29 protein-coding genes are annotated in these 26,997 nt (G+C 68.9%); 15 read left to right on the top strand and 14 right to left on the bottom strand.

Annotated elements, in window-relative coordinates:
• The 6 genes from QE397_RS20705 to QE397_RS20730 all read right to left on the bottom strand — a co-directional run bounded on the left by QE397_RS20705 (position 1) and on the right by QE397_RS20730 (position 5,496).
• Complete coding sequence (locus QE397_RS20705) at positions 1-1,263, bottom strand: multidrug effflux MFS transporter (RefSeq protein ID WP_307097045.1); 1,263 nt, start codon at positions 1,261-1,263, stop codon at positions 1-3.
• A 50-nt stretch (positions 1,264-1,313) separates the two neighbouring features.
• Positions 1,314-1,799: a DUF309 domain-containing protein gene (locus QE397_RS20710; RefSeq protein WP_307097048.1), complete on the bottom strand. Its 486-nt coding sequence runs from the start codon at positions 1,797-1,799 to the stop codon at positions 1,314-1,316.
• Positions 1,800-1,809: 10 nt separating this feature from the next.
• The gene (locus QE397_RS20715; protein WP_307097050.1) at positions 1,810-2,757 is read right to left on the bottom strand and encodes an aldo/keto reductase; all 948 of its coding nucleotides are present in this window, start codon (positions 2,755-2,757) and stop codon (positions 1,810-1,812) included.
• A 61-nt stretch (positions 2,758-2,818) separates the two neighbouring features.
• Complete coding sequence (locus QE397_RS20720; protein WP_027506079.1) at positions 2,819-3,337, bottom strand: VOC family protein; 519 nt, start codon at positions 3,335-3,337, stop codon at positions 2,819-2,821.
• 175 nt (positions 3,338-3,512) lie between these two features.
• The gene (locus QE397_RS20725) at positions 3,513-4,475 is read right to left on the bottom strand and encodes a DNA-3-methyladenine glycosylase (protein WP_373425267.1); all 963 of its coding nucleotides are present in this window, start codon (positions 4,473-4,475) and stop codon (positions 3,513-3,515) included.
• Positions 4,465-5,496: an oxidoreductase gene (locus tag QE397_RS20730; protein WP_285186610.1), complete on the bottom strand. Its 1,032-nt coding sequence runs from the start codon at positions 5,494-5,496 to the stop codon at positions 4,465-4,467. The genes QE397_RS20725 and QE397_RS20730 overlap by 11 nt, the downstream gene beginning before the upstream one ends.
• A 136-nt stretch (positions 5,497-5,632) precedes the next feature.
• On the opposite strand from QE397_RS20730, the gene QE397_RS20735 reads away from it, so the two are divergent.
• Positions 5,633-6,118 (top strand): ribonuclease H, encoded by a 486-nt coding sequence (locus tag QE397_RS20735; RefSeq protein WP_027506082.1) that lies wholly within the window; start codon positions 5,633-5,635, stop codon positions 6,116-6,118.
• 9 nt (positions 6,119-6,127) lie between these two features.
• On the opposite strand, the gene QE397_RS20740 is transcribed toward QE397_RS20735, so the two are convergent.
• The gene (locus QE397_RS20740) at positions 6,128-6,394 is read right to left on the bottom strand and encodes a hypothetical protein (RefSeq protein ID WP_056695702.1); all 267 of its coding nucleotides are present in this window, start codon (positions 6,392-6,394) and stop codon (positions 6,128-6,130) included.
• Between the two features lie 48 nt (positions 6,395-6,442).
• On the bottom strand, positions 6,443-7,000 hold the full coding sequence (locus QE397_RS20745; RefSeq protein ID WP_307097055.1) for a DUF4190 domain-containing protein: 558 nt from the start codon (positions 6,998-7,000) through the stop codon (positions 6,443-6,445).
• Between the two features lie 118 nt (positions 7,001-7,118).
• On the opposite strand from QE397_RS20745, the gene QE397_RS20750 reads away from it, so the two are divergent.
• From QE397_RS20750 to QE397_RS20765, 4 genes are all read left to right on the top strand, one after another.
• Positions 7,119-7,934, top strand: coding sequence for an alpha/beta fold hydrolase (locus QE397_RS20750; protein ID WP_307097057.1), 816 nt, complete (start codon positions 7,119-7,121; stop codon positions 7,932-7,934).
• A 43-nt stretch (positions 7,935-7,977) separates the two neighbouring features.
• Positions 7,978-8,373: an OsmC family protein gene (locus tag QE397_RS20755; RefSeq protein WP_027506084.1), complete on the top strand. Its 396-nt coding sequence runs from the start codon at positions 7,978-7,980 to the stop codon at positions 8,371-8,373.
• Positions 8,374-8,564: 191 nt separating this feature from the next.
• Positions 8,565-10,883, top strand: coding sequence for an endopeptidase La (gene lon, locus QE397_RS20760; protein WP_222646397.1), 2,319 nt, complete (start codon positions 8,565-8,567; stop codon positions 10,881-10,883).
• A 100-nt stretch (positions 10,884-10,983) separates the two neighbouring features.
• The gene (locus tag QE397_RS20765; RefSeq protein WP_056441049.1) at positions 10,984-12,858 is read left to right on the top strand and encodes an ABC transporter ATP-binding protein; all 1,875 of its coding nucleotides are present in this window, start codon (positions 10,984-10,986) and stop codon (positions 12,856-12,858) included.
• A gap of 8 nt (positions 12,859-12,866) precedes the next feature.
• On the opposite strand, the gene QE397_RS20770 is transcribed toward QE397_RS20765, so the two are convergent.
• Both QE397_RS20770 and QE397_RS20775 read right to left on the bottom strand, forming a co-directional pair.
• The gene (locus tag QE397_RS20770) at positions 12,867-14,075 is read right to left on the bottom strand and encodes a lipase family protein (RefSeq protein ID WP_307097062.1); all 1,209 of its coding nucleotides are present in this window, start codon (positions 14,073-14,075) and stop codon (positions 12,867-12,869) included.
• 193 nt (positions 14,076-14,268) lie between these two features.
• Entirely contained in the window at positions 14,269-16,542 is a 2,274-nt protein-coding gene (locus QE397_RS20775) for an ATP-dependent DNA ligase (protein WP_307097064.1), read from the bottom strand.
• A gap of 109 nt (positions 16,543-16,651) precedes the next feature.
• Between QE397_RS20775 and QE397_RS20780 the strand changes: the two genes are divergently transcribed.
• Together QE397_RS20780 and QE397_RS20785 are read left to right on the top strand one after the other, a co-directional pair.
• Positions 16,652-17,080, top strand: a complete 429-nt coding sequence (locus QE397_RS20780; protein ID WP_056442173.1) for an SRPBCC family protein — start codon at positions 16,652-16,654, stop codon at positions 17,078-17,080.
• 97 nt (positions 17,081-17,177) lie between these two features.
• Positions 17,178-17,456, top strand: a complete 279-nt coding sequence (locus QE397_RS20785) for an SdpI family protein (protein WP_307097067.1) — start codon at positions 17,178-17,180, stop codon at positions 17,454-17,456.
• A gap of 51 nt (positions 17,457-17,507) precedes the next feature.
• On the opposite strand, the gene QE397_RS20790 is transcribed toward QE397_RS20785, so the two are convergent.
• Genes QE397_RS20790 through QE397_RS20800 form a run of 3 tightly spaced genes read right to left on the bottom strand, consistent with a single transcriptional unit; the run spans position 17,508 to position 19,221 of the window.
• On the bottom strand, positions 17,508-17,939 hold the full coding sequence (locus tag QE397_RS20790; RefSeq protein ID WP_027506090.1) for a hypothetical protein: 432 nt from the start codon (positions 17,937-17,939) through the stop codon (positions 17,508-17,510).
• On the bottom strand, positions 17,932-18,312 hold the full coding sequence (locus tag QE397_RS20795) for a hypothetical protein (protein WP_307097070.1): 381 nt from the start codon (positions 18,310-18,312) through the stop codon (positions 17,932-17,934). The genes QE397_RS20790 and QE397_RS20795 overlap by 8 nt, the downstream gene beginning before the upstream one ends.
• A 12-nt stretch (positions 18,313-18,324) precedes the next feature.
• Positions 18,325-19,221, bottom strand: coding sequence for a DUF3626 domain-containing protein (locus tag QE397_RS20800; RefSeq protein ID WP_056441063.1), 897 nt, complete (start codon positions 19,219-19,221; stop codon positions 18,325-18,327).
• 170 nt (positions 19,222-19,391) lie between these two features.
• Here QE397_RS20800 and QE397_RS20805 point away from each other — a divergent pair, with 170 nt between their 5' ends.
• Genes QE397_RS20805 through QE397_RS20840 form a run of 8 tightly spaced genes read left to right on the top strand, consistent with a single transcriptional unit; the run spans position 19,392 to position 26,819 of the window.
• Entirely contained in the window at positions 19,392-19,916 is a 525-nt protein-coding gene (locus QE397_RS20805; protein ID WP_027506093.1) for an MSMEG_0572/Sll0783 family nitrogen starvation response protein, read from the top strand.
• A gap of 12 nt (positions 19,917-19,928) precedes the next feature.
• Positions 19,929-21,032, top strand: coding sequence for an MSMEG_0568 family radical SAM protein (locus QE397_RS20810; protein ID WP_307097073.1), 1,104 nt, complete (start codon positions 19,929-19,931; stop codon positions 21,030-21,032).
• A gap of 1 nt (position 21,033) precedes the next feature.
• The gene (locus QE397_RS20815; protein ID WP_307097076.1) at positions 21,034-22,431 is read left to right on the top strand and encodes an MSMEG_0567/sll0787 family protein; all 1,398 of its coding nucleotides are present in this window, start codon (positions 21,034-21,036) and stop codon (positions 22,429-22,431) included.
• On the top strand, positions 22,428-23,336 hold the full coding sequence (locus tag QE397_RS20820) for a carbon-nitrogen hydrolase family protein (protein ID WP_307097078.1): 909 nt from the start codon (positions 22,428-22,430) through the stop codon (positions 23,334-23,336). The genes QE397_RS20815 and QE397_RS20820 overlap by 4 nt, the downstream gene beginning before the upstream one ends.
• A complete protein-coding gene (locus tag QE397_RS20825) occupies positions 23,329-23,613 on the top strand; it encodes an MSMEG_0570 family nitrogen starvation response protein (protein ID WP_307097080.1) in 285 nt (94 codons plus the stop codon). Before QE397_RS20820 ends, QE397_RS20825 begins: the two co-directional genes overlap by 8 nt.
• Positions 23,610-24,863 carry an MSMEG_0569 family flavin-dependent oxidoreductase gene (locus QE397_RS20830; RefSeq protein WP_307097081.1) on the top strand — a complete coding sequence of 418 codons (1,254 nt, stop codon included), beginning with the start codon at positions 23,610-23,612 and terminating at the stop codon, positions 24,861-24,863. Before QE397_RS20825 ends, QE397_RS20830 begins: the two co-directional genes overlap by 4 nt.
• Before the next feature lie 7 nt (positions 24,864-24,870).
• Positions 24,871-25,734: a carbon-nitrogen hydrolase family protein gene (locus tag QE397_RS20835; RefSeq protein ID WP_056441078.1), complete on the top strand. Its 864-nt coding sequence runs from the start codon at positions 24,871-24,873 to the stop codon at positions 25,732-25,734.
• Positions 25,716-26,819: an MSMEG_0565 family glycosyltransferase gene (locus QE397_RS20840; RefSeq protein WP_027506097.1), complete on the top strand. Its 1,104-nt coding sequence runs from the start codon at positions 25,716-25,718 to the stop codon at positions 26,817-26,819. Before QE397_RS20835 ends, QE397_RS20840 begins: the two co-directional genes overlap by 19 nt.
• On the opposite strand, the gene QE397_RS20845 is transcribed toward QE397_RS20840, so the two are convergent.
• Positions 26,820-26,969 carry a hypothetical protein gene (locus QE397_RS20845; protein ID WP_307097084.1) on the bottom strand — a complete coding sequence of 50 codons (150 nt, stop codon included), beginning with the start codon at positions 26,967-26,969 and terminating at the stop codon, positions 26,820-26,822.
• Between the last annotated feature and the right edge of the window lie 28 nt (positions 26,970-26,997).

Genomic DNA, 26,997 nt, shown 5'->3' on the forward strand with positions numbered 1-26,997 from the left:
TCAGACCGCGTCGGCGGGTACCGGCTTCTCGGACCGGACGCTCGCGAGAGCGAGCAGCGCGATGGTCGCGCCACCGGTCATCGCGATGGCCATGGCCGGGCCGTCGTTGCCGAGGACGCCCACCAGAGGCGCGATGAGCGCACCGATGCCGAACTGCGCGGCACCCAGCAGAGCGGCGGCGGTGCCGGCGGCCTCACCGTGGCGTGACAGGGCGAGCGCCGGGGAGTTGGGCATGACGAAACCTGCCGACGCCAGCACGAACAGCACGGGCACCATGAATCCGACGATGCCGCCGAATCCGGTGGTCGTGGTGACGATGAGGGCGGCGCCGGACGCTGCCATCGCGACCAGTGCCACGGTGACGATCCGCTGCGGGGTGAAGCGCTGCAGCGCCAGGACGTTGAGTTGCGACGCGCTGATCAGTGCGACGGCGCCGATGCCGAACACCAGGGCGAACTGCTGCTCGCCGAGTCCGTAGCCGTCCTGCAGCACGAACGAGCTGCCGGAGATGTAGGCGAACAGCGCGGACATTCCGAGGCCGGCCACGAGAACGAGAACCACGAACCGTCGGTCGCCGAGCAACGATCCGTAGGTGCGCAGGACGGGCAGGAACTCGTTGGGTCGACGACGCTCTTCGGGGAGCGTCTCCTTCAGCAGGAACATCGCCACGAGCATGAGGGCGGCACCCACGACCGCGAGCCCGGCGAACACGCCGCGCCACGACCCGTGGATGAGGACGAGGCTGCCGAGGCTGGGTGCCACGATCGGCGCGACGCCCATGACCAGGACCAGACGCGACATCACGGTGGCGGCGGCCCTGCCGTCGAACAGGTCGCGGACGATGGCGATCGCGATGACCATGGCGGCGGCGGCACCGAAGCCCTGCAGGGCTCGGGTCACACCCAGGACGCCGACGGTCGGAGCGATCATGCACAGGAGCGACGCGACGATGTGGATCATCGTTCCGGCGATGAGGGGCCGTCGACGTCCCAGGGAGTCCGAGAGCGGCCCGATCACCAGCTGTCCCACGGCCAGTCCGATGAGGGTGCCGGTGAGGGTGAACTGCACCGCGGCATCCGTGGACCCGAGGTCCTCGGTGATCGCGGGCAGCGCCGGGAGGTAGACGTCGATCGTGAGCGGCCCCAGCGCGACGAGGGCGCCGAGAACCAGGATGGTGCGAAGCCTGGAGGGTGCGGCCGGCTGGTCGGACGTACCGACTGCCGTGCCGGGAGTCGCCGAGGTGGTGCGGGAGTCTGTCGTCACCCGGGGTGCAGCACCGTGCGGCCGCGATGTGTTCCCGATCCGTGTGACGGTCAGGTGAACTGTCGGCGATGCGTGAGGTGCGGGACTGTCGGAAGCGGGGACTCCCCGCGGTCCAGCGCAGCCACCAGAAGGTCGGCCCACCGCATCAGGCCCGCGATGTCGATGTCGTGGGGCGCGTCGGCGTACGTCCCGATGCGATCACGTCCCTGCGTCAACAGCGAGGTGGCTCCCACGCGATTCCCCCGCAGCAGGTGGGTGAGACCGACGGCGAGCTGGGCCAGACCCTGCCACAGTGCACGTTCCCCTGGCGTACTGATCTTCCACGTGCCTTCGAGGATCTCGTGCGCGTGGAAGGGCATGCCGTCGTCGAGGAGTTGCTGGGCACGGACCAGGGACTCGACCGGCGGGAGCTGGACGTCGTCCGGAATGCGCTCGACGCCCACGGCTCCGCGGGGCAGGGGACGTCCGAGCCCGTCGCGGGGCCGGCCGTTCTGCGGCCGGCCCTCGGGGTTGCGCTCTCGTCTCGGCGTGACCACCGAGACGACGCTACTCGCCGACCTTGTCCGACAATGCGGTCAGACGGTCGAGCTCGTCGGCGGTCAGCGACAACGTCGAGGCGTCCGTCAGGGACGCGAGCTGTTCGAGACGGCTCGCGCTGGCGATGGGTGCCACGATGCCGTTGCGGGAGAGCAGCCACGCCAGTGCCACGGTGGGGATCGCGGAGCCGTGAGCGTCCGCGATGTCGTCGAGCGCACCGACGACCTCGAGGCCGGCGTCACTGAAGTAGCCGGACGTCATCGCTGCACGGGGTGTGCCCTCGATGTCCTCGCGCGTGCGGTACTTGCCCGTCAGGAAGCCCGAGGCGAGCGCGAAGTACGGGAAGACGCCCAACAGATTCTTCTCGGCGACCTCCATCAGCTCCGGCTCGTAGCTGCGGCGATGCACCAGGTTGTAGTGCGGCTGCAGCGCCACGGGTGCGTCGAACCCCTCGCGCTGTGCGATGTCGATCCACTGCCGCGCGCGCTCCGCCGTGTAGTTGGAGATGCCGACATACCGCACCTTGCCGGCCTTCACGAGTGCGTCGAAGGCGGCCACCGTCTCCTCGAGCGGGGTGTCCGCGTCATCGAAGTGTGCGTAGTAGAGGTCGATGCGATCGGTCTGCAGGCGCTGCAACGACGCGTCGGCCGCAGCAGCGACCGTGCCCGCGGCCAGACCCTTGAACTGGGGGTGCTGGCTCACCTTGGTGGCCAGGACGACGTCGTCGCGCCGGCCCGTCGAGGTGAACCAGTTCCCGATCACCGTCTCCGACTCGCCGCCCGAGTTGCCGGGGGCGAAGGCGGAGTACGAGTCCGCGGTGTCGATCAGCGAACCACCGGCTCCGAGGAAGGCCTCGATGATGCGGTGCGAGTCCGGCTCGTCGCTCGTCCATCCGAAGGTGTTGGCACCGAGTGCGAGCGGGAAGACGTCCAGGTCCGAGGTTCCGATACGAGTCATGTTCGGTGCAACACCTGTGAGCCGTCGCTATTTCCGCCCTGCACCGGGTGAGAGGCGTCCGTCAGGACAGCGCCGCCGTGCTGACGCCGATGCCGCCCGTGGTGTCGGCGCCGTATCGAGCGATCTCCGCGTCGAGGTCCAGCGGAGCGATGCTGGAACGACCGTGGAGGACGGCGTCGTCGATGCGGTCCGCGGGAACGAGCCAGGCGATCTCGAACTCGATGCCGTCGGGATCCTGGCCGTAGAGACTCTTGGACGTCGAGTGATCGGATGCGCCGACCAGTGCGCCCGCGGTGGCCAGCTTCTCCCGCAGGTCGACGAGATCGGACAGCGTCTGCACCTCCCAGGCCAGGTGGTAGAGCCCGACGGTGCTGCGGCCGGCCGGGGACGCGCCCGCTCCGTCGCCGACGGAGAACAGGCCGAGGTCGTGGTCGTTCGTGCTGTCCGGCGCCTGCACGAACACGGCGCGATCGCCCATGGACATGACGACGCGGAAACCGAGCACGTCCGAGTAGAAGCGTGCGCTGCGCTGGGCGTCGCGCACGTAGAGCACGGCGTGGTTCAGACGGGAGATGGCCATGAGAGGTCCCTTCGGATCGAGGCGTTGTCGCTAGCTTGAAGCTTCAACTTAAACTGTACTCCGGTTGTTCCCGCAGCCGCGTGGACACAGCCTGCGTGAACCGAACACCCGCTCTTGCGTGCGGGAGATGGTGTGCGCTCACGGGTGCCTGTGTGCACACACCTTCCAGCGTCCGTCAGTGATGGCGGTGGTCGGTGACCACGGTGCGTGGACCGAACTTCGGGCGCAGGGCCGTTCCGCTGACCTCGAGCAGACGTACCGCGCGATAGCGGTGCGGCCGGATCGGCGCCAGGTACTCGAGCATCTCGTCGTCCGTCATCGGTGCCCCCGTCAACGTCCATCCGATCACCGACGCCAGGTGGTAGTCGCCGACGGACAGAGCGTCCGCATCTCCCAGCGCCCGTTGCATCACCTCGGCCGCGGTCCACACGCCGATTCCGGGAACGTGGCGCAACCGGCGCTCGGCATCCTCCCTCGTCATGGACACGATCGGTTCGAGCTTGTCGGCCAGGGCGGCGCTCCGCACGATCGTCTTGGAGCGCTTCGGATCCACGTTCGCCCGGTGGAACTCCCAGGACGGCACCCGCCGCCAGACCTCGGCGGGCGGCGGTACCCGCATCCCCGCGGGCGCCGGTCCCGGTGCCGGCTCGCCGAACTTCGAGAGCAGGTAGCGCCATGCCGCGAAGGCAGCGACCCCGTGCACCTTCTGCTCCAGAACGGCCGGGACCAGCGCCTCCATGACCTGCCCGGTGCGGCCGATACGCAGGTGGGGAAATCGACGATGCGCCTCCGCGAGGATGCGATGCTCGGGCGCGAATCCGTCGGCGTCGTCCTCCATGCCCACGAGCCCCGGAAGAGAGTCGAGGAACTCCGCGGAGCCGGCGCCCCAGGCCTCGCAGGTCACCTCGAACCGGTCCACCTGGCGCAGGTGATACGTCACCGGCCCCGTGCGAAACCGTGAGGTGCGCCAGATGGATCCGTCGGCCTCCACCCGATGGGCCGGATCGCCCGCTCCGCGGCGGTGTGGCGACAACGAATACCGCAGGGCGAGTGGGCGATCCGAGGTGAGCGTGATCTCCACCGCGCCGCCGCGGGAAGTGTGTCCGGGGTCGAGCACGGGAAACGAGCTAGCCGACACGGACGAGGGTGCGACCGATGGTGGCCCCGTCGCGCAGGGAGTCGAGCACTCCCGCCACCTCGTCGAGAGTCACCTCGGTGGTGACCTCGGCGAGCCGACTCGGGCGCAGGGAACCCGCCAGGTCGTTCCACAGGGTGCGTCGGGCCTCGATGGGCAACTGCACCGAGTCGATGCCCAGCAGGGCCACTCCCCGGAGGATGAAGGGCAACACCGTGGTCGAGAGCCCTGCTCCCCCGGTGAGCCCGCTGGCGGCGACCGCGCCGCCGTACCTCGTGGTGCTGAGTACGTGCGCGAGGGTCTTGCCGCCGACACAGTCGACCGCGGCGGCCCACTGCGCCTTCCCGAGGGGACGCGGCGCCGCGTCGGGGTCCTCGGGGAGGCGGCCGATGATCGAGGACGCGCCGAGTGTGGTCAGCAGGTCGTGTGCCGACTCCTTGCCGGTGGAGGCGACCACCTCGAACCCGGCCTGCGACAACAGGTCCACGCTGACACTGCCGACCCCACCGCTCGCTCCGGTGACCAGTACCGGACCGTCGGACGGGGTGAGGCCACGCGCCAGCAGGGCCTGCACGCTGAGTGCGGCGGTGAAGCCCGCGGTGCCGATGGTGGCGGCGTCGGCCGTCGACAGTCCGTCCGCGAGTGGCACGACCCACTCGGCCGGAACGCGCGCGTACTCGGCGTAGCCGCCGTGACGTCCGGTGCCGATCTCGTAGCCGTGTGCCACGACGCGGTCACCGACCGACACCCCGTCGGACGTCGAGGAGACCACCACACCGGCGAGGTCGATGCCGGGGACGATGGGGTACTCCCGCACCACTCCGCCCTTCGGGGTGACGGCCAGGGCGTCCTTGTAGTTGGCGCCCGAGTACTCGACGCGGACGACCACCTCGCCCTCGGGCAGGAACGACAGGTCGACCGTCTCGGACGTCAGATCCACACCGTCGTCGGTCTGCCGGGCGACCAGGGCGCGGAAGTTCTCCGGGATCTCGGTGGCGGATCGATCGTCGGTCGGCGAGGTCACGTGGCGTCTCCCTGTGTCGGTCCAGATCGAAGTCTGGGCTGATGGTTCACGTTCGAGAGTAGGCCGAGCCGTGGACAGGGTGTGCGCTCGGCGCGGGACCGCGGAATTGTCGGTCCTCGGCCGTACTGTCTCGAGGGTGATCATCGTGAGTACCGACGGTTCGTGCCTGAAGAACCCCGGCGGGGCCATCGGCTGGGCCTGGGTCGACCACACCGGCCCGTCCGCCTCCGGCGGAGAAGCGTCCGGCACGAATCAGATCGCCGAGCTCAGGGCGTTGTACGAGGCCGTGGCCGCGCATCCGGGTCCGGAGCCGATGCTCATCGAGTCGGACAGTCAGTACGCCATCAAGTGTGCGTCGGAGTGGCTCGCCGGATGGAAGCGCAAGGGCTGGCGCACGTCCACGGGTGGGCCGGTGCGCAATCTGGAACTGGTCCGCGCGATCGACCGTGCCATCACCGAGCGCGAGGGTCCGGTGCGGTTCCGCTGGGTCCGCGGACACGTGGGCAACCAGTTCAACGAGATGGCGGACGAGCTGGCAGGAATCGCTGCGCGGGCGATCCGAGACGGTTCGCTGACGCCGTGCGAGCCGGTGGGCGCACAGGAACCCGTCACGCTCTTCTAGAGCAGAGGCTCATTCCTGGCGAGCGGTCTGCTTGTCGTCCTTGTCGCCGGCGGTCACGTCGCGCGGACTCGGGGCGGGCAGATCCTTGCCCTCGTCCACGGCGGCTTCACTCCGATCGAGGGTCGGCGCCGGCTCGGCCTCGGCATGGTTGTCGAACTCGCGCACGGCCTCGTCGCGCTCGTCCGGACTCTGTGCAGTGTCCGCACCCGTGCCCTTGGACTCCTCGCGCGGGTCGATGGATGCGGTGTCGACGGGCTCGTTCACGGAATCACTCATGAGCACCGGTGTGCCCGATCCACCGCGCGGTCAACCCTTCCGCACCTGTCACGGCGTCGGAGCGGGCGTCAAGGTCACCGAGAACTGGTTCTCCAGATTGTCGGTGAACTGCTGCTGGCACTGCTCGACCCGTGTCGCGTCGCCACCGGCGTCGCTGAGGCAGGTCGCGAGGTCGCCGACTCCCACCTCGTTGAACACCCACACGGTCAGGGCGACGAACACCGCGCCACCGATGATGCCGAGGACACCCAGCACCAGCCCCGTCGTGGCGACGCCGCCGTTCGTGGCTTCGCGACGCTTGACTCGGCCGCGGCCGAGCACGCCGAGCACCACGGCGATGATGCCCAGGAAGATGCCGAATCCGAAGGTCCAGAAGGCCAGGATCGACAGGATGCCGAGAATCAGCGCCGCGATTCCCACGCCGTTCTTCGGGCTGACCGGGGGCTGGCCGTAGCCGCCGTCGTAGCCGCCGGGTGGTGGGTACTGCCCGCCCGAACCGGGCTGCTGACCGTACTGAGGCTGCTGACCGTACTGAGGCTGCTGGCCGTACGGCGGTTGCCCGCCGTACTCGGGCTGCTGGCCGTACTCGGGCGTGGGACCGCTCACTGGTCTCTCCTGACGGGCGACTCGGCTGGTGTCTCGCACTGTAGCGCCGGACGGCACCTTCGGCGTGAGTGCGTGATCGCACCGTTACCGCAGGTGTCCGGTGGGGTATCTCAGCAGGATGAGTACGTGGACCGTCAGCGACGGCACAGTCCTGCACTACACCGACCAGGGAACGGGACGGCCGCTCGTGATGCTGCACGGGTGGGGATTCAGCGGCCGCTTCTTCGACGGCAGTGTCGATCGGCTCGCCGAGTACGCCCGCGTGATCACCGTCGATCTGCGCGCTCACGGTGACTCGGAGGATCCGGGCCACGGCTACCGGGTGTCGAGGTTGGCCAAGGACCTCCGCGATCTGCTCGTGGGGCTGGAGCTGACGGACGTCACAGTCCTGGGGTGGTCACTGGGTTGTCCCGTGATCTGGAGTTACCAGGAGCTGTTCGGCACCGACCTGCTGGCGCAGGCGATCTACGTCGCGCAGACTCCGCGGCAGTACCGGACGCCCGAGTGGACCCTGGCGCACACCAGCATCTTCGACGACGCGTCGCTGGCCACGGTGCAGGGCCGTGTGACGTACGACCGCGAGAACTTCGACCGCGAACAGCTCGACGAGATCACCGCCACCGACCTCCCCGCAGAGCGTGTCGAGGTCCTCCTCGCGGAGATGACGAAGATCTCCTCGGAGGCGCGCAACGCGGTGATGGCGGACCACACCCATCACGACTGGCGTGATCTGCTGCCGGCACTCGAGCTGCCGTCGCTGGTCATGGTGGGCAAGCACGACAAGGCGTTTCCGTGGGAAGCGGCACAGTACGTGGGTGACACGATTCCCGGCGCGCGCACCGTCGTGTTCGAGAACAGCAGTCACGCACTGTTTCTCGACGAGCCGCGGAAGTTCGAGGACGAGGTGCTCGGCTTCCTCGCCGAGCACTCTTGACCTCGGTGGTTTGCGGACAGCGGTTCGCGGACACCCGGCAGGCATGAGTCAAGACCTGTACACCGCCACTGTCACCGCCACCGACGGATCGATCTCCTCGAGCGACGACGTGCTCTCCCTCGATGTCCACGAGCCCTCCGACCTCGGGGGTCCGGGTGGGGCGACCAACCCCGAACAGTTGATGGCCGCTGCGCTGAGCTCCTGCCTGCTCGAGTCGCTGCGCATCGCCGTCGGTACCGCGGGGGGATCCCTCGACGGCGCGTCGGTGGAGGGACAGGTGACGCTGTCCTCCGCGGACGGCGCGGGCTACGACGCGGCCTACCGCCTCGGCGTGACACTGCCGGGCGTCGACAACCCGGGCGACGTGCTCGAGCAGGCACGGTCGATCTGCCCGTTCCTCAAGACCGTCACCGGCGTGGACGTGACGCTGAGCGAGTGAGCGCCGCCGGCTGACCGTTCCCGCGGGTGTTCCGCCTCGCGGTAGTGGTTGCAGCCGCTGCGGGAGCATGGAATGCCTGCGGGAACCACTCTCGAGCCCGCCATGTCCGCCTCCAGCGAACGCCCTCATCTGCGGGAACACCGGGGCCCACCGCCAAGTTGAGCTGATCACGCTGAACTTTGGAGGACCCCATGAGCGAATCGACTCGCTTGCCCGTTCTGTTCCTGACCGACCCCGTCGTCCTGCCCGGCATGGTCGTGCCGGTCGAACTGGACGACGCTGCCCGCGCTGCGGTCGACGCCGCGCGGACCAGCGCCGACGGCACTCTGCTGATCGCCCCACGACTGGACGACCGCTACCCCGCCTACGGTGTCGTGGCGACGATCGTGCAGGTCGGCCGTCTCGCGACCGGTGAGCCGGCTGCGGTGCTGAAGGCGGAGAAGCGTGCGCACATCGGGTCCGGCGTGAGCGGCCCCGGCGCGGCCCTCTGGGTGGAGGCCGAGCCGGTGTCCGAGCCGGAGCCGACGGACGCCGTACGGACTCTCGCCGCGGAGTACAAGAAGCTCGTTCTGGCCATGTTGCAGCGCCGCGAGGCATGGCAGGTCATCGACTCGGTGAACAAGCTCTCGGACCCGTCCGCGCTGGCTGACACCGCCGGCTACGCGTCGTGGCTCACCGATGTCCAGAAGCGGCAGTTGCTCGAGACCCCGGACGTGGCAGCACGATTGACGGTGCTGACCGAGTGGACCACCGACCACCTCGCCGAGGTAGAGGTGACGGACAAGATCGCCGGCGACGTCCGCGACGGCATGGAGAAGACGCAGAAGGAATTCCTGCTGCGCCAGCAACTCGCCGCCATCCGCAAGGAGCTGGGCGAGGGCGAACCCGACGGTGCCGACGACTACCGCGGACGCGTCGAATCCGCAGACCTGCCCGACTCGGTTCGTGAGGCGGCGCTGCGCGAGGTGGGCCGGCTGGAGCGCTCGAGCGATCAGAGTCCCGAGAGTGGTTGGATCCGAACGTGGTTGGACACGGTCCTGGAATTGCCGTGGACGGTGACGACCGACGACAGCACGGACATCGTGGCAGCGCGCGCCGTTCTCGATGCCGACCACCACGGACTCGACGACGTGAAGGACCGCATCACCGAGTACCTGGCCGTCCGGTCGAGGCGCGCTTCACGCGGTCTGACGGTGGTGGGCGGACGTGGATCCGGTGCCGTCATGGTGCTGGCCGGTCCTCCCGGCGTCGGCAAGACCTCGCTGGGCGAGTCGGTGGCGAAGGCTTTGGGCCGCAAGTTCGTTCGCGTCGCCCTCGGTGGCGTGCGCGACGAGGCCGAGATTCGCGGACACCGGCGTACGTACGTCGGAGCCCTGCCGGGCCGGATCGTGCGTGCGATCGCCGAGGCAGGCTCGATGAATCCCGTCGTCCTGCTGGACGAGATCGACAAGATCGGATCGGACTTCCGCGGTGACCCCGCGGCGGCGCTGCTCGAGGTCCTCGATCCGGCTCAGAATCACACGTTCCGTGACCATTACCTGGACCTCGATCTCGACCTGTCGGACGTGGTGTTCCTGGCGACCGCCAACGTGATCGACCAGATTCCGACAGCGCTGCTGGACCGTATGGAACTGGTGACCATCGACGGCTACACCGAGGACGACAAGGTCGTCATCGCACGGAACCACCTGCTCCCGCGGCAGGTCGACCGCGCTGCACTGACCGATGCCGAGGTGACCGTCACGGACGCTGCACTCCGCACGATCGCCGCCGACTACACCCGTGAGCCCGGTGTCCGTCAGTTCGAGCGACTGCTGGCGAAGGCGTTGCGCAAGGTGGCGACCGTGCTGGCGCAAGACGAGCGGCCCATCACCGTGGACGAGCCCGATCTGGTCACCTACCTCGGACGGCCCCGCTTCACCCCCGAGGCACACGAACGCACCGAGGTCCCCGGTGTCGCGACGGGCCTGGCCGTGACCGGTCTGGGCGGCGACGTCCTGTTCATCGAGGCGAGCTCGACGGGTGACACCGCCGGCCTCACCCTCACCGGTCAGCTCGGCGATGTCATGAAGGAGTCGGCGCAGATCGCGCTCTCCTACGTGCGGTCGCACGCGGCGGAACTCGGGGTGGACCCCACGGCGTTGGACAAGGCGATCCACATCCACGTGCCGGCCGGCGCCGTACCGAAGGACGGCCCGTCCGCGGGCGTCACGATGGTCACCGCGCTGGTGTCGATGGCGACGGGGCGACCCGTGCGGTCCGACGTCGGCATGACGGGCGAGGTCTCCCTGAACGGTCGGGTACTCCCGATCGGTGGGGTGAAGCAGAAGTTGCTCGCCGCTCAGCGCGCCGGACTCACCACCGTGTTCGTTCCCGCGCGGAACGAGCCCGATCTCGACGACGTGCCGGCCGAGGTACGGGCTGCCGTCGACGTCCGGCCCATGTCGGACGTCGCCGATATCGTCGCCCAAGCCCTCGAACCTGCGCGGGAGCAGGTCGCCGCGGCCTGACCACGGAATGAGCGGGGCAGCGCGGGGGTTGCCCTCAGTGCAGGTGAACGGGCCGCGCCGTGGGTGTGCAGAGATCGTGACGAGTAACAGGAGGTTCCACATGAGTATGGAAATGACCGCGTGGAACCAGATGTACCGATCGATGCACACCAACGGCGACGATCACCGACCGTTCTCCCGGGTGACCGTGCGGCGGATCATGGTGTTCGCGCGGCCCCTGCGCTCCCTGCTCGTCGGGTTCCTGATCCTCAGCGTCGTCGCGGCGGTCCTGGCCGTCGCGACGCCCGTGCTGGCCGGCCGTGTCGTGGACGCGATCGTGCAGGGCAGCGCGTACGGGACGGTCCTCGTACTGGCCGTCATCATCGCGGTCGTGGCGTTGCTCGATGCCGGTACGGGGCTGGTGAACCGGTGGCTCTCGGCGCGGATCGGCGAGAACCTCATCCTCGACCTCCGTACTCGCGTGTTCGACCACGTGCAGAAGATGCCCATCGCCTTCTTCACACGCACGCGCACCGGTGCCCTGGTCTCGCGGCTGAACAACGACGTCATCGGGGCGCAGCGCGCCTTCAGCGGCACGCTGTCGGGTGTCGTCAGCAACCTCGTGACGTTGCTGCTCACCCTCGTCGTCATGCTCGGGATCTCCTGGCAGATCACCCTGCTGGCACTGTTGCTGTTGCCGATCTTCGTGCTCCCGGCCCGCAGGATGGGCACTCGGCTCGCCCGCCTGCAGCGTGAGGCCGCCGCGCACAACGCGGCCATGTCGACGCAGATGACGGAGCGTTTCTCCGCTCCCGGCGCGACACTGATCAAGCTGTTCGGACGCCCGGACCACGAGTCGGCCGAGTTCGCGCTGCGGGCGGGCCGCGTCCGCGACATCGGCGTGCGGTCGGCCATGGTCCAGACCGTCTTCGTGACGGCGCTGACCCTCGTGTCCGCGCTGGCACTCGCGCTCGTCTACGGCCTCGGTGGCTTCTACGCGCTGCGGGGGCAGCTCGACGCAGGGTCGGTCGTGACTCTCGCGCTGCTTCTGACCAGGCTGTACGCGCCGCTCACCGCACTGGCGAGCGCCCGCGTCGACATCATGAGCGCCGTGGTGAGCTTCGAGCGGGTCTTCGAGATCCTCGACCTCGATCCGCTCATCACCGACAAGCCCGACGCCCGGGCGGTTCCGGAGGGCCCGGTCACCGTCGAGTTCGACGACGTCCGCTTCGCCTATCCATCGGCCGACAAGGTGTCACTGGCGTCTCTGGAGGACGTGTCCGTCCTGGATGCTCGCGGCGGCGAGGAGGTGCTCCACGGGGTGTCCTTCCGCGCCGAGCCCGGACACATGGTGGCCCTGGTCGGCTCGTCCGGTGCAGGAAAGTCGACCATCGCGCAGCTCGTCTCGCGGCTGTACGACGTGGATTCCGGTGCCGTGCGCATCGGCGACGTCGACGTGCGGGATCTGACGGCCGAATCGATCCGGCGCACCGTCGGCATGGTGACGCAGGACGGCCACCTGTTCCACGAGACGTTGCGGTCCAATCTCACCCTGGCGCACCCGGATGCGACGGAGGAGGAGATCTGGTCCGCGCTGCGGCGTGCGCGTCTCGAGGAGTTGGTGCTGTCGCTGCCGGACGGCCTGGACACCGTGGTCGGCGAGCGCGGCTATCGCTTCTCCGGTGGTGAGCGTCAACGCGTCACCATCGCCCGCCTGCTGCTGGCGCGTCCCACCGTCGTCGTGTTGGACGAGGCCACCGCGTCACTGGACTCCACTTCCGAGGCCGCGGTGCAGGAGGCACTCGCCGAGGCACTGGAGGGACGGACGTCCATCGTCATCGCGCACCGGCTCTCCACCATCCGGGCGGCCGATCTCATCCTGGTCATCGAGAACGGCCGCGTCGTCGAGCGCGGTACGCACACCGAACTGCTGGCGAACTCGGGTCGTTACTCCGAGCTCTACCGCACGCAGTTCGACGAACCGGTCCGCGCCTGACCCTCCGATCAGCAGGTGCTGGGTGCAGGCAGGCCGGCGAAGCGATCGTTCAGCCACTGCAGTGCGGACGGCAGCCCGAGCAACGCGCCACTGAGGTGGTCGGGTGTCGGGGTGAGCAGCGTCTGCACTCGAGCGCCGGCGCTGCAGTACCGGGCGGTGGTGCTGTCGATGGCGTCGACGGGGATGAGCCCGTCGGTCGGGCTGTGCCACTCGAAGATCGGTGCGCGCGGAACGCCGGGGTAGAGCTCGACACTGTTCTCTTCCACGACGGCACGGCCCTGCGGATCCGCGAACACCGACTTGTTCGCGGTGATCTCCGCGGCGCTGTGGTTGGCGCCCACGGCCAGGATGTCGTTGGTGCAGGAGTCGGCGATCTGATTCATCATCGACGTGCCCTGGGGAGTCAGGTTCTGCGACACGGGCATCCGGTCCGGGTACTCGCGACCGAGACCGATCGCCGCGGCCAGTGCCAGCCCGAACACGGGGTGCGGTGTGTTCTCGCCGAGCATGTAGGCCATCTTCAACAGGTTCATCGGAACGCCACCCTGGGCGCTGCCCACGATGTTCAACTCGGGTGCGTACGAGGGTGCCAACGCGGCTGCCCAGGCGGTGGCCATGCCGCCGCCGGAGTAGCCGCCCATGCCGACGGGGCTGTTGCGCAGCTGCAGCGGATCGAAGTTCTTGGCAGCGCGGATGCCGTCCAGCGTGATCTGACCGCCCAGCTTGGCGGCACCGTAGGCACTGTTGGGGCCGAGGTGGTCCGGCATCGAGACCGACCAGCCGCGGGTGAACACCGCGTTCAAGGCGGCGGCGTCGCGGATGACGACGTTCGGGTCGGTCGACCACAACGCCTGCGAGGGCGCGCACTTCAGGCCGAGAGCATTGACGATCTGCTGGTAGGAGAGCAGCGGGCCGTCGGGCGCCTTCCCCAGCGGGACGAAGACGGTGGTGACACCGACGATGGGGTTGCCCTCGCTGCCGGTGCTGCGGAACGCCAGTTGCCACGTCGACACGCCGATGAAGTTGGGCGGGTTGGGCATCGGACGGCTGGCGAGGATCGTGCCCGGTGCGAGCCCGGAGATGTCGCCCGGCGCGGAGTAGAACGGGTCGGCACTGGGGGTCGGGTACTGGGCGTCTGCGGCTGCGGTCCCCGGAAGGGCGGCAGCGACGACGGCTGCGGTGACCACGGCGAGCACGAGGCGACGAATGGATCTCACTGGAACACTCCTACGAACCGACTGTGCGGTTATCGAACGACAGCCACATTGAACACTGCCCGAGCGCTCGGTTCCACTCGGGAAACGGCGCCCCGGCCCCGTGATCGAACCGTAAGCAAGCGACACGACGGCGACAACCGTATTCGGTGGTTCTTGTGTAAGGTCCAAACTTTGCCCACTCGAGTGGGAGCGCTCAGTCCTCGCGGTGAACGTCCTCGACGGTCTTGTCCTCACGCAGGCCCCGCCAGCTCGGATGGCGCAACGAGCCGCCGTCCGTCCACTCGAAGAACCGCACCTCGCCGACGACGGTGGGGGCCACCCACGTCGCATCGCGGCGGTCGGCGGTGGGAAGAGGGTCGTCGAACGGTGACTCGTCGACGACGCTCGGGCGCAGCAGTGTCAGCAGGTCCGCGCGCTGGCGCTCGGTGAACCCGGTGCCGACGCGCCCGACGTAGTGCAGTCCGTTCTCCGACGGGATGCCGAGCAGGAGCGACCCGATGCTCCCGGTGCGGGAACCCTTGCCGGCGCGCCATCCGCCGATGACCACCTCCTGCGTCCGCCAGTTCTTCACCTTGATCCACGAGGTGCTGCGTCGGCCCACCTCGTAGGTCGAGTCCCGCCGCTTCGCGACGATGCCCTCCCACCCGCGGCGTTCGCTCTCGGACAGTGCTCCCGCCGCTGTGCCGGGCAGGAGCGGCGAGACGGTCGCCGTCTCGAGGCCGGTCAGGAGCAGCTCGAGGATCTTGCGCCGGTCGGTGAACTTCTTGCCCGTCAGATCCGTGCCGTCGAGGTGGAGGATGTCGAAGCAGATGAACTGCACGTCGTCGGGATGCGCGTCCTGCAGTGCCTGGAAGCTGGTGACTCCGTCCGCGCGGTAGACCACGGCCTCGCCGTCCAGTACGACCGCATGGTCGGACAGATCCGCGGCGAGCGCCGTGATCCCCGCGTAGCGGCGCGTGAGGTCCTGTCCGGTTCGACTCTCGAGCACGACGTCCCCGTGGTCGAGGGTCGCGACGATGCGGACGCCGTCCCATTTCCCCTCGAACGACCACTCGTCGGTTTCGAGTCCGGACAGCGTTCCGGCGGACGCCAGCATCGGCCGCAGGTGCTGGGGCAACTCCGTGCGTGTCGGCTGGGGGCGCGATGTCATCCGGTGCACGAGCCACTGGTCCCCGTCGGTCCGGATCAGTGCGTACCGGCCCGCGACGCGCTCACCCGCGAGTTCGACGATGACCTCGTCGTCCCGCCACTTCTCGGTGGTGAAGGTGCCGTGATCCCAGACGCTGACCTCGCCGCCGCCGTACTCGCCCTGCGGGATGGTCCCCTCGAAGGATGCGTAGTCCATCGGATGGTCCTCGGTGTGCACGGCGAGATGGTTCTTCTTCTCGTCCGTCGGCAGATTCTTCGGGACCGCCCACGAGACCAGCACGCCGTCGCGCTCGAGTCGGAAGTCGTAGTGGAGTCGACGTGCGTGGTGTTCCTGGATGACGAAGATCGGGTCCGCGGATTCCCGAGTCGTCGATGTCGTCGGGACGGGTTCCGGTGTGCGCGAGGCAGTCCGCTTGCCGCGGTACGGACCGAGGCTGTCGGTGATCGTCGACGCCTCCGGCTCCGGATCGAGGCCGGCGAGCAGATCGCCGTCCCGGTGGAAGCGAGCGAGCACCTCCTCGAAGCTCAGTTGGGCGAGACCGCCGCCGGAGAGCTCGTCCCACGTCCGCGGAGCCGCGACGGTCGGGCGGTCGCGTCCGCGCAGCGAGTACGGCGCGATGGTGGTCTTCTTGCCGTTGTTCTGACTCCAGTCCAGGAAGATCTTCCCGGGCCGCAGAGCCTTCGACATCGATGCGGTGACCAGATCGGGCATCTTCTCCTCGAGAAGCGTCGCAACGCGTTTCGCGACGGTCGAGGCACCGGACGACGAGACCGGCTTCTCCAGCGGGACGTACAGGTGTATGCCTTTGCTACCACTGGTGAGGGGGTGGGCGGTGAGCCCGATGTCGGTGATCATCGCCCGTACCTCACAGGCCACGGTCGCGCAGGTGTCGAGGTCGACGCCCTCGCCCGGATCGAGATCGAAGACGATGCGGGTGGCTTTGCCCTGCTCGTCGCCGTCGAAAGTCCATTGCGGCACATGGGCTTCCAGCGCAGCCTGCTGTCCCAGCCACGCGAGATCGGCGGCGGTGTGGAAGACGGGGTAGACCACGACGCGGTCGGAGTGGTGCAGACGTCGTCGATCGAGCCAGTCCGGGGCCGACGCGGCGAGGTTCTTCTCGAAGAACGAGCCTGCCTGGACCCCGTTCGGCCATCGCTTCCGCGTGACCGGGCGTCCGAGAAGGTGGGGGAGCATCGCGGGCGCGATGTCGACGTAGTAGTCGATCACCTCGCCCTTGGTGGTGCCCGTCTCCGGCCACAGCACCTTGTCGACGTTGGTCAGGGCGATCTGTCGCCCCGCGACCTCCAGCGATGCCATGGGTTCAGGATAGATTGCGTGCTTCGCGAGCTGGGTATGTTCGAGGGCGGTGCCACGCTCGGTGGCAGGACCCGCGCGCGGGACCGACGAGGCAGGAAGCGAGGGCCGCGTGGCCGGAGTGAACGTGACGGTGGATTCGACGATGACACCGGACGAGGCGTGGGCCAGGGCGTCCGATCTGTCCAGCTTCCAGGAGTGGATGACCATCTTCGGTGGATGGCGCAGTCCCGTGCCGGACACGTTGAAGGAAGGCGTCACCATCGATTCGCTGATCAAGGTCAAGGGTTTCCGCAACGTGATCACCTGGACGATCACCGAGTACGACAAGCCCTACGAGATCGCGCTGCTCGGCAAAGGCAAGGGCGGCATCAAGATCGATCTGAAGATGTCCGTCGCGCCGAAGGGCGCCGGATCGGAGTTCACCCTCGACGCGAACTTCCGCGGCGGGTTGCTGTCCGGCCCGATCGGCGGGGTCGTCGCGAAGGTGCTGGAGTCGGACGTGCGCACGAGTGTGACCAACCTGGCGAAGCTGGGGTAGTTCGTGGAACCTGCTCCGGTGCTGTCACTTCTCGTCGGGGTGGTTCTCCTCGGGTCCCTGTCGCTTGTGATGCGGACGCGCGGGCACGAACGTGGGCGTGAATTCGGCCGTGGGATTGCGCACGAAGGCGACGACGGCGTCCCGCGATGCCTGGCGAGCCGGTCATCGAGCTGCCGCGGCGCACTTTCTCGCCGTCGGTGTCATCGCTGTCGTGGTCGTCGTTCTGACGAGCACGCTCTGGCTGATCGCGTCGATCACCGAGGCCGACATCGGGCCCGCGGTGGTTTCGGTTCCCGCCGCAGGTCTCGCGGTGCAAGCTGTGATCCTGGTGGCCGCCACCGTGCGTGCGGATCGGGTGGCCAGACGTCACGCGTGATTCCGTACCCGCTGCGAGGAGGCTCGTTCGTGTGGCCGCAGCGTGGACGAATCAGCCCTTCCCCGCCCTACCGGTGTCCGTCCGGCGCAGCCACCACAGCGCCGCGATCGGCAGGATCACCGGGATGAACAGGTAGCCCGATCCGAAGTGCGACCACACCGTGGGCTCCGGGAACTCCTGCGGCACGGCGTAACTGGCGATCGAGACGGCGAGCACACCGACTATCTCGACGACGCAGGAGATGGTCGCGATGCGGCGCGACACCACGGAGGCTCGTGCAAGACACACGGTGCCGACGATGTAGACCAGGGCGGCGAACGCGGACAGCAGGTACGCGACCGGTGCGTCGTCGAACCGGGTCCCGATCTGCACCGCCGAGCGCGACGCGGCCGCGACGGAGAACAGGGCGTAGAGGGCGATGAGAACGCGCCCGATGCCGGACCGGGTGGCCGTCTGCAGGTCCGTGCGTGCGGTGTCAGGCATGGCCGGCCCAGATCTGGTTCAGACGCAGCACCATCACCGCGAGGGTGAGGGTGACGACGATCAGGACGGCGGTGCCGCCGCGACTGCGGTCCCCGAGGGACCACCACACACCGATCGGCAGCAGCAGCGCGAGACCGATGAGGTACGCGCCGAAGGTGACGGTGTGCACATCGCGGTCGGTGGAGGCCAGGGCGACGAAACCGACCACGGCCTGCGCGAGCACGAGCAGCTCGATGCCGACGAGGAACCGGAAGAACACGCGGTCACCGCGGTTCGCGAGGAGCAGCGCCTGATTGCGGATCAGCTTCACCAGTGCCCAGACCGCGGCGACGAGTGGCAGCACGTAGAGGGCGACCGTGATGGGTGTGAGCATGGTGAGCCCAGTTTATCCCCGTCCGATTCGTCCCTCGGCAGGTGAGGTTGCGGCCCCCGGACGGTCGGACCAGTCGTGTCCGAAGCGCGCGACGCAGTGCCAGAGCTGTTTGACGTGCTGATCGTCGTGCTCACCGGTGTTCGCGGCCTGACCGACGATGTACGCGGTGAGACGCCCGTCTCTCGCCACGGACCGTGCGAGGTCGGCGATGTGTGGTCCGCGGTAGTCGGCGCAGTGATCGAACCGACTCGATGTCAGCTCGAACCCGTGGTGCCACCGCACCGGAACGGGTGCCCGGCGGGCGATCGCGTCCAGCTCGGTCCCGCGGAACGACGGGTCGAGAACGAGTGCCTCGACATCGGTGTCGAGTCGTAGCGGTCCGTGGACATGGGCCTCGATGTAGTCGTCGAGCACGTCGACGTCGTGGTGGGAGAGTGCCGTCTCGACGAGTGGCATGCGCTCACCCGTGCCGAAGGCTGTCGGCTCGTGGACGGAATCGGGGTAGCAGAAGGTGGTCCGGGGCAGCACGTCTCGGCGGAGCACCAGGTGGGAGGAGCCGAAGCGCACCGATCCGCCCGCGGGCTCCAGGCGGTGATTCAGCGAGCCGTAGATCGGGCGCTCCGATGCCGGGCCGTGGTCGTACGCCCCACCGAACATCCGGGACTCCCATGCGTGGCGACGACCGCCGGGCGCAGGATCGAACCCGCCGTTGCTCGTGCCGGTGACGAACTGCGATCGGTACAGGTTCTCCTCGATCAGCACCTCGAGCAACGGTCGGCCGGCCACGAGCCGATCGGGATGGAAGTGCACGGTCACTCTCGTCGCCGGCGGCACGGGTGGGCCCGCCTCGACTCGCGACGCGACGTGCGCGAGTGCGAGGAGGCGTCGGGCACCCGAGGCGTCGACCACACTCCGACGGTAACGCGGCGGTGTGTCGCCGGGGTTACGCGAGTGAGCAGGACGAAACAGGGCGTTGTTCCGCGGGTGACCATCCGGACATCCAGCGGGCCTGTACTGGTGTCAGCGGGACGGACGTCTCCGCACCCGAGTACTCGCTCACTCATCTTCCGGAGGTTCCCGTGGCCGCGTTCGATCAGACCATCCTCGACAACATGTCCGCCTCACTCGCCGAGATCCCGCACCCGTCACTCCCCAAGGGCAGCAACATCTACGGCGGAACCAAGATCTTCCCGGACTACAAGGCGGAGGACGGCGAGTCGTACTTCACCCTCGTGCACGGCATCGCCCACGAGTCGTCGGTGAGCTTCGTCGCCGTGCTGCAGGCGACGCGCGCTCTGCGCAAGGGCTACGAGTCGGCGATGTACTTCTACGGTCCCGGTGCCATCAACTGCCTGGCGACCCGCGGCTTCCCCACCACCGGAGACTCCGGTTTCCCCGGCGAGCAGAACATCAACGACGCTCTCGCGACGTTCATCTCGGAGGGCGGCACCGTGTTCTGTTGCCGATTCGGGCTCGCGCTGCACGGCGGCCGCGAGGAAGACCTCATCGAGGGCGTCGTGCCCGCGCACCCGCTGGACGTGCAGGACGCGTTGATCCACTACGCCCGCAAGGGCGCGATCATCAACTCCACGTACATGGTCTGAGGTGAGACGGCGATGTCCGACGTTCGACTGCAGACCCCGACCGGCCTCCGGCCTTCCCGCTCGACCAGGAACCACCGGGTCGATCTGGCCCTGCTCGGCATCCGTGGGACCCCACCGGTGCGCCGCACCGCGGGTGCGGGACCGAGCGACGACGGCCACGTGAGCATCGACGGACTCGGTGCAGCGCTGCCCCGCAATCCGTCGAGCCCCTACGTCCTGGACGGCGATCGGGTGCTGTTCGACGGGGACGACATCGGACTGGACATCGCCGCCATCGCCCGGCCGGCCTTCTACGACCTCACCACCGACGACGGTGTGCCCTACGAGAAGCTCGCCAAGCTCCACGGCAAGGGGGTGCTGGCCACGACCGTGGTCCAGACCTGCATTCGCTACGACGAGTCGCAACGGTGTCGGTTCTGCTCCATCGAGGAGTCGTTGCGCAGCGGCGCCACCGTGGCGGTGAAGAAGCCCGCCGATCTCGCCGCCGTGGCCGAGGCGGCGGTGCGACTCGACGGCATCACCCAGATGGTCATGACGACCGGGACCTCGGCGGGCCGAGATCGCGGGGCGTTGCACCTGGCACGCTGCGTCCGCGCGGTGCGCGCCGTGCTCCCCGACCTGCCGATCCAGGTGCAGTGCGAACCGCCCGGTGATCTCGCGACCCTCACCGAGTTGTACGACGCCGGCGCACGGTCCATCGGTATCCACGTCGAGTCCCTGGACGAGGACGTGCGGCGCCGCTGGATGCCGGGCAAGGCGTCGGTCTCGCTCGACGAGTACCGCGCGGCATGGGCGGAGGGGGTGCGTGTCTTCGGACGCAACCAGGTGTCGACGTATCTGCTGGTCGGGCTCGGCGAGGACCCGGACGAGGTGGTTCGCGGCGCCACCGAGCTGATCGCGATGGGGGTCTATCCCTTCGTCGTCCCGTTCCGGCCACACCCGGGGACCCTCGCGGTGGACGTCGACGGGGCCGGGGCGCCGTCCGCCGAGCTGTTGACGGACGTGAGCACTCGGGTGGCCGCGGCACTGGTGGACGCGGAGATGCTGGGGACCGACCAGAAGGCCGGGTGCGCAGCGTGTGGTGCGTGCAGCGTCCTGCAGACGATGGGTGGCTGACATGAGCACCGAACTGTCGATCCTCACCGGGGCACCCACCGTCGGCGCTGCCCCGTTCCTCGTCCGGCCGGCCGAGTCGGCGGCCGATCTCGCCGCCTATCACCGTCTTCGACGCGAGTCGTTCGTCGTCGAGCAGGGCTTGTTCTCGGGTACCGACCGGGACGGCGTCGACGACGATCCGCGCGCGGTCGTCCTTCTCGCGACCGCCCCCGACGGCACCGTCCTCGGCGGGGTCCGGGTGGCTCCCTGCACGGACGTCGACCTGGGATGGTGGTCGGGCAGCCGCCTCGTCGTCGCGCGGGAGAAGCGTAGTCGCGCAGTGGGACCCGCTCTGATCCGAGCCGCCTGCGCTCATGTGGAGACGGCCGGGGTGGTGCGGTTCGACGCCACCGTGCAGTCTCGCCACGTCCCGATGTTCACGGCGCTCGGGTGGACCGCGACCGGCCCCACCGTGCTGGCCGGCGCCCCGCACGAGACGATGCGCTGGACCATCGACACGGTGGCACGTCTCGTCCGGTCGACCAAGGCCGTGCTCGCAGATGTGCTGGCACCCCTGGCCACTGCGCCACTGGGGTTGGGGGCGAGTGGTTTCCGAGGCGACGACGGAGTGCCGGTGCCCGGCTCCGACATCATCGCCGCGTGCGACGCCATCGTGCCCTCGATGGTCGAGCGCGACCCGGAGTGGGCCGGCTGGTGTGCCGCCCTGGTGAATCTGAACGATCTGTCCGCCATGGGTGCGACCCCGGTGGGCATGCTGGACACCGTCGGCGCTCCGACGACGTCGCTCCTCACCCGCGTGATCCGGGGCCTCGCCCGCGCCAGTGACGCGTGGGGGGTTCCCGTGCTCGGCGGCCACACCCAGGTGGGTGTGCCGGCGGCGCTGTCGGTCACGGCACTCGGACGGACGTCGTCGCCGGTGCGTGCGGGCGGCGGTGAGGTCGGTGACGAGCTGAGTCTCACTGCCGACCTCGGGGGCGGCTGGCGACCCGGTTACCACGGCCTGCAGTGGGATTCGACCTCCGCACGCTCCGGGTCGGACCTCCGCGAGATGGGCTCGTTCGTGGCCCGGGCAGCTCCTCGTGCGGCGAAGGACGTCAGCATGGCGGGGCTCGCGGGCACCGTCGGCATGCTGGCCGAGGCATCCGGTACGGGCGCCGAGATCGACGTCGCCCGCATACCCCGACCCGGCGGTGCCGACCTCGGCCGATGGATCACGTGCTTCCCCGGGTTCGCGATGATCACCGCGGACCGCCCCGGACGTCGGCTCCCACCGGCCGGTCCGGCGACATCGGCCGCCTGCGGCCGCCTCACCTCGGAGCCGGGAGTCACCTTGCGGTGGCCCGACGGCGCCACCACCTCGGCGGTCTCCGCCGCAGTCACAGGATTGGGACCAGCATGAACGACGTAACTCTCTCGGTGGCGTCCGAGCGCTTCGGCCGCGACATGGACGAGTCGTACGCCACCATCGAGCGCACCATCGCGGAAGCACGGCGACGCGGCAGCGCGCTGCTGGTCCTGCCGGAGGCGTGCCTCGGGGGCTACCTCCCGAGTCTGGGAGGCGGAGACGAGTCGGAGGAGAAGCGCCGCACCCGGCTGCAGAACCTGCCGCCGGCCCTCGAGCTGGACGGTCCGGAGATCGCGCAAGTGTCGGCGATGGCCGGGGACATGGTGGTGACCTTCGGTTTCTGTGAGGCGGACGGTCTCACGCGGTACAACGCCGCGGTGACGGTGCACGGTGACGGGGTGCTGGGCTCGTACCGCAAGGTGCACCAGCCGCTGGGCGAGAACCTCTGCTACTCGGCGGGATCCGAGTACCGCGCCTTCGACACCCCGGTCGGCCGGATGGGCATGCAGATCTGTTACGACAAGGCGTTCCCCGAGGCGGCGCGGGAGATCGCACTCGACGGGGCCGAGATCATCACCTCGCTGTCGGCATGGCCGACCTCGCGAACGGGTCGTGCTCCGAACATGGCCGACGATCGATGGAAGCTGCGCTTCGACATCTACGACCAGGCGCGAGCACTGGAGAACCAGGTCGTGTGGATCGCGTCCAATCAGGCGGGGTCCTTCGGGTCGCTGGACTTCGTGTGCAGCGCCAAGATCGTCGGTCCGGGAGGGGAGATCCTCGCCGGCACGGGCGTCGAACCCGGCCTGGCGACAGCGACTCTCGATGTGCAGAAGGCGATCGCGGCGGCTCGCGGAGGTGGCATGTACAACCTTCGGGACCGCCGTCCGTCCGTGTACGGGACCCTCGTCGACGGCGACAGCATGTCTCGGGTGGACCGGGTGATGAGCCGTGCCTGAGATGACCTTCACCGTCCAGTGGCCCAACGGGTGCCGCCAACAGTGCTACTCACCGTCACTCGTCGTCCGTGACCATCTCACGGTCGGGACGCGCTACGAGATCTCCGACTTCGTGCAGCGCAGTCGACTCGCGCTCACCGAGGCCAGTGACCGGGTGCGGGCCAAGTACGGCTTCGCGTGTACCTCGGCAGCGGCGACTCTGCGCGAGATCGAGACCACCGCAGCGGCGTTCGACCGCGGCACCGTGCACGTGCTCGACCTGGGAGGAGCGCGATGACCGAGCATCACACCGTGATCGTGATCGGCGCGGGCCAGGCGGGGCTGTCCATGAGCTGGCACCTGACCCGACGCGGTGTCGACCATGTCGTCCTCGAACGGGACACCATCGCCCACGAGTGGCTGGACGGGCGGTGGGACAACTTCACCCTGGTGACACCGAACTGGCAGTGCGTCCTGCCCGGGTACGCCTACGACGGCGACGATCCCGACGGATTCATGACCCGAGACCTGGTGTACGACTTCGTGCGTCGCTACGCCGACTCGTTCGGCGCTCCGGTCCGCGAACACGTCGCGGTGCTGTCGGTGCAGCAGGCACCCGGCGGCGGCCACGTCGTGTCGACCTCCGCCGGGTCGATGACCGCGGATCAGGTCGTGGTGGCCGTCGGTGGCTACCACGTCCCGTCGATTCCACGCCTCGCCGAGCGAGTGCCGGAGACGATCACGCAGATCCACTCGTCGGGGTACCGCAGCGCGGCGGCGCTTCCTCCGGGTGGGGTCCTGGTGGTCGGTACCGGGCAGTCCGGCGCGCAGATCGCCGAGGATCTGCACCTCGAGGGAAGGCAGGTGCACCTCGTCGCGGGGTCCGCGCCTCGTGTCGCCCGCTTCTACCGCGGACGGGACTGCGTCGCGTGGCTGCAGGACATGGGGGTGTACGACGTGTCGATCTCCGAACACGCCGGCGGACTCTCCAAGCGGGAGAGCACGAACCACTACGTGACCGGGCGGGACGGCGGACGCGACATCGACCTGCGTGCCTTCGCGCTGGACGGGATGCGGCTGTACGGGCGGTTGACCGACGTCGGTTCGGACGGTGTCCTGCGTTTCGCGCCGACCCTCGAACAGTCACTCGACGCGGCGGACGCGGTGTCGGAGGGCATCAAGAACGACATCGACGCCTACATCGCCAGGGCGGGACTCGACGCTCCCGTCGAGGAGCGCTACACACCGGTCTGGCGGCCCGAGTCGGAACCCACCGAGCTCGATCTCGAGGCGGCGGGCGTCACGTCCGTCGTGTGGGCCGTCGGCTTCCGCCGGGACTACCGCTGGCTGAAGGTCGGGGTGTTCGACGGTGAGGGCCACCCGGCTCACACCCGCGGTGTGACCGCGGCGGAGGGCCTGTACTTCCTGGGTCTGCCATGGCAGAACACCTGGGGCTCGGGCCGATTCGCGGCGGTGGCACGGGATGCGGAGTACCTCGCGGAACAGATGTCCCCGGCGGTCGGCGCCCGCGTGCCCGCGGCGGTCTGACCGCGAGATGGCGCCGATCCGGGCGGCGGCGCTCGCGGGACACTTCGGCCGTGACGTCGAGCGGTCCGTCGAGAAGATCGTGGGCATCATCGAGCAGGGCCATCAGCGGGGCATCGACCTGTTGGTCCTGCCCGACGCCTGCCTCGGCGGTTACCTCGGTGATCTCGCGCGGCCCGATCTCGAGGAGCTGCCGCCGGCGCTCGACGAGGACGGACCCGAGCTCGCGGTGATCGCTGCTGCGGCCGGTGCGATGACCGTGTGCGTGGGCTACACCGAGAGGGCGGCCCTGGTCCGTTACAACGCCGCCGTGTGCCTCACGGGCGACGGTGTGTTGGGTCGTCATCGAAAGGTGCACCAACCGGCGGGGGAGTCGTTGGCCTATGCGGCGGGAGATCGGTTCTCGGCGTTCGACACGCCGGTGGGCAGGATGGGCATGCTGATCGATTACGACAAGACATTCCCCGAGGCGGCGCGCACCTTGGCTCTGGACGGTGCGCGCATCATCGCGGCGCTGTCGGCGTGGCCGGCCAGTGTGACGGACAGGGCGTCGAAGTTGGCCAACGACAGACAGTCTCGCCTGTTCGACCTCTACGACGCCGCCCGGGCAGCCGAGAATCAGGTGGTGCTGCTGTCGTCCAATCACACGGGGGTGACGGGATCTCTGCGCTTCCTCGGGCAGGCGAAGATCGTCGGTCCCGGCGGCGAGGTCCTGTGCCGGACGCGAGACAAGGGTGGCCTGGCGTGCTGCGACATCGACGTGGACGCGGAGGTGGACCGGGCCCGTCGGGTGCTGCGTCACCTCGACGAACGACGACCGGACACCTACCACTCACAGGCATCGAAGGAGACCACGTGCGTGTCGCCCTCCTGACCTACTCGACGAAACCGCGAGGGGGAGTGGTCCACACCGTCGAACTGGCGGAAGCACTGGCGCGCGCGGGAGCGGACGTGACGGTGTGGTCCCTGGCGCGCGGCGGCGACGAGGGCTTCTACCGTGCGATCGATCCCGCGGTGACGGTTCGTCTCGTTCCGTTCCCGGCGCGCGAGGACGAGTCGGTGGGCGATCGCATCCTGCGGTCGATAGCACTGATGCGCAGTGCATTCGACCCGGGTGACGCCGACGTCGTGCATGCCCAGGACTGCATCACCGCGAACGCCGTCGGACGCTGTGTCCGCACGATCCACCACCTCGAGGAGTTCACGACACCGGAACTCGCCGCCTGCCACGAGCGCGCGGTCGTCGAGCCCCTCGCCCGCATCTGTGTCTCGCGCGCCGTGGCCGACGAGGTGCGTGCGGGATGGGGGCTGTCGCCGACGGTCATCCCCAACGGGGTCGACCATGCTCGGTTCGCGGCGGCACGCGGCGACGAGTGGCGCACCCGTCTCGGCCGATACGTCCTCGCGGTCGGTGGCATCGAGCCGCGCAAGGGGAGCATCGACCTGCTCGAGGCCCACGCCGCGCTTCGAGAGCGGTGTCCGGACGTGGGTCTGGTGTTCGCCGGCGGTGAGACGTTGTTCGACTACCGGGGGTACCGGGCGGAGTTCGACACCCGACTCGCGGAACTGGCGGGCAGGCCGGAGGCCGGTCGGTCGACAGGCGACGAGGGGCCCGTACCGCGGGTGCTCGGCACCGTCGACCACGACGTGCTCCCGTCTCTCGTCGCGGGCGCGTCGGCATTCGCGTTCCTCTCCACCAAGGAAGGCTTCGGGCTGGCCGCGATGGAGGCTCTCGCCGCCTCGGTTCCCGTCGTAGTGCGGGACCTCCCCGTGTTCCGCGAGGTGTTCGGGGACGCGGTGCGCTACGGCGGCGACGCGGAGGGGACGGCTGCCGCACTCGAGGACGCTCTGACGTCGGACGACCGTGCCGCTGCCGGGCGCGCACTGGCTGCCCGCACGAGTTGGGACGACGCCGCGGCCGCTCATCTCGCGTTCTACGCAGGGCTCGCGCATCGCTGATCAGCGCAGGGGCGATGTGCCCGCGTCGTCGGGTCCGTCGTCGGGGAGGTGTCCCGGCGACGTGGTGTCGACCGTCGCGTCGAAGAACAACTGGACGAACGACACCGGAGCCGCGCGTTGCTCGCTGTCCCGCTCGGGCTCGTCGGACATGGTGGCACTCCCTTCTCGACGTGGATCG

The sequence above is a fragment of the Rhodococcus sp. SORGH_AS_0301 genome (assembly GCF_030818285.1).
Classification (GTDB): domain Bacteria; phylum Actinomycetota; class Actinomycetes; order Mycobacteriales; family Mycobacteriaceae; genus Rhodococcoides.

Bases quoted from the DNA above. Each gene is read 5' to 3' on its own strand.
- QE397_RS20715 (WP_307097050.1), bottom strand. From the start codon at position 2,757: ATGACTCGTATCGGAACCTCGGACCTGGACGTCTTCCCGCTCGCACTC.
- QE397_RS20720 (WP_027506079.1), bottom strand. From the start codon at position 3,337: ATGGCCATCTCCCGTCTGAACCACGCCGTGCTCTACGTGCGCGACGCC.
- QE397_RS20740 (WP_056695702.1), bottom strand. From the start codon at position 6,394: ATGAGTGATTCCGTGAACGAGCCCGTCGACACCGCATCCATCGACCCG.
- QE397_RS20750 (WP_307097057.1), top strand. From the start codon at position 7,119: ATGAGTACGTGGACCGTCAGCGACGGCACAGTCCTGCACTACACCGAC.
- QE397_RS20755 (WP_027506084.1), top strand. From the start codon at position 7,978: ATGAGTCAAGACCTGTACACCGCCACTGTCACCGCCACCGACGGATCG.
- lon (WP_222646397.1), top strand. From the start codon at position 8,565: ATGAGCGAATCGACTCGCTTGCCCGTTCTGTTCCTGACCGACCCCGTC.
- QE397_RS20765 (WP_056441049.1), top strand. From the start codon at position 10,984: ATGAGTATGGAAATGACCGCGTGGAACCAGATGTACCGATCGATGCAC.
- QE397_RS20775 (WP_307097064.1), bottom strand. From the start codon at position 16,542: ATGGCATCGCTGGAGGTCGCGGGGCGACAGATCGCCCTGACCAACGTC.
- QE397_RS20790 (WP_027506090.1), bottom strand. From the start codon at position 17,939: ATGCCTGACACCGCACGCACGGACCTGCAGACGGCCACCCGGTCCGGC.
- QE397_RS20795 (WP_307097070.1), bottom strand. From the start codon at position 18,312: ATGCTCACACCCATCACGGTCGCCCTCTACGTGCTGCCACTCGTCGCC.
- QE397_RS20810 (WP_307097073.1), top strand. From the start codon at position 19,929: ATGTCCGACGTTCGACTGCAGACCCCGACCGGCCTCCGGCCTTCCCGC.
- QE397_RS20815 (WP_307097076.1), top strand. From the start codon at position 21,034: ATGAGCACCGAACTGTCGATCCTCACCGGGGCACCCACCGTCGGCGCT.
- QE397_RS20820 (WP_307097078.1), top strand. From the start codon at position 22,428: ATGAACGACGTAACTCTCTCGGTGGCGTCCGAGCGCTTCGGCCGCGAC.
- QE397_RS20830 (WP_307097081.1), top strand. From the start codon at position 23,610: ATGACCGAGCATCACACCGTGATCGTGATCGGCGCGGGCCAGGCGGGG.
- QE397_RS20835 (WP_056441078.1), top strand. From the start codon at position 24,871: ATGGCGCCGATCCGGGCGGCGGCGCTCGCGGGACACTTCGGCCGTGAC.
- QE397_RS20845 (WP_307097084.1), bottom strand. From the start codon at position 26,969: ATGTCCGACGAGCCCGAGCGGGACAGCGAGCAACGCGCGGCTCCGGTG.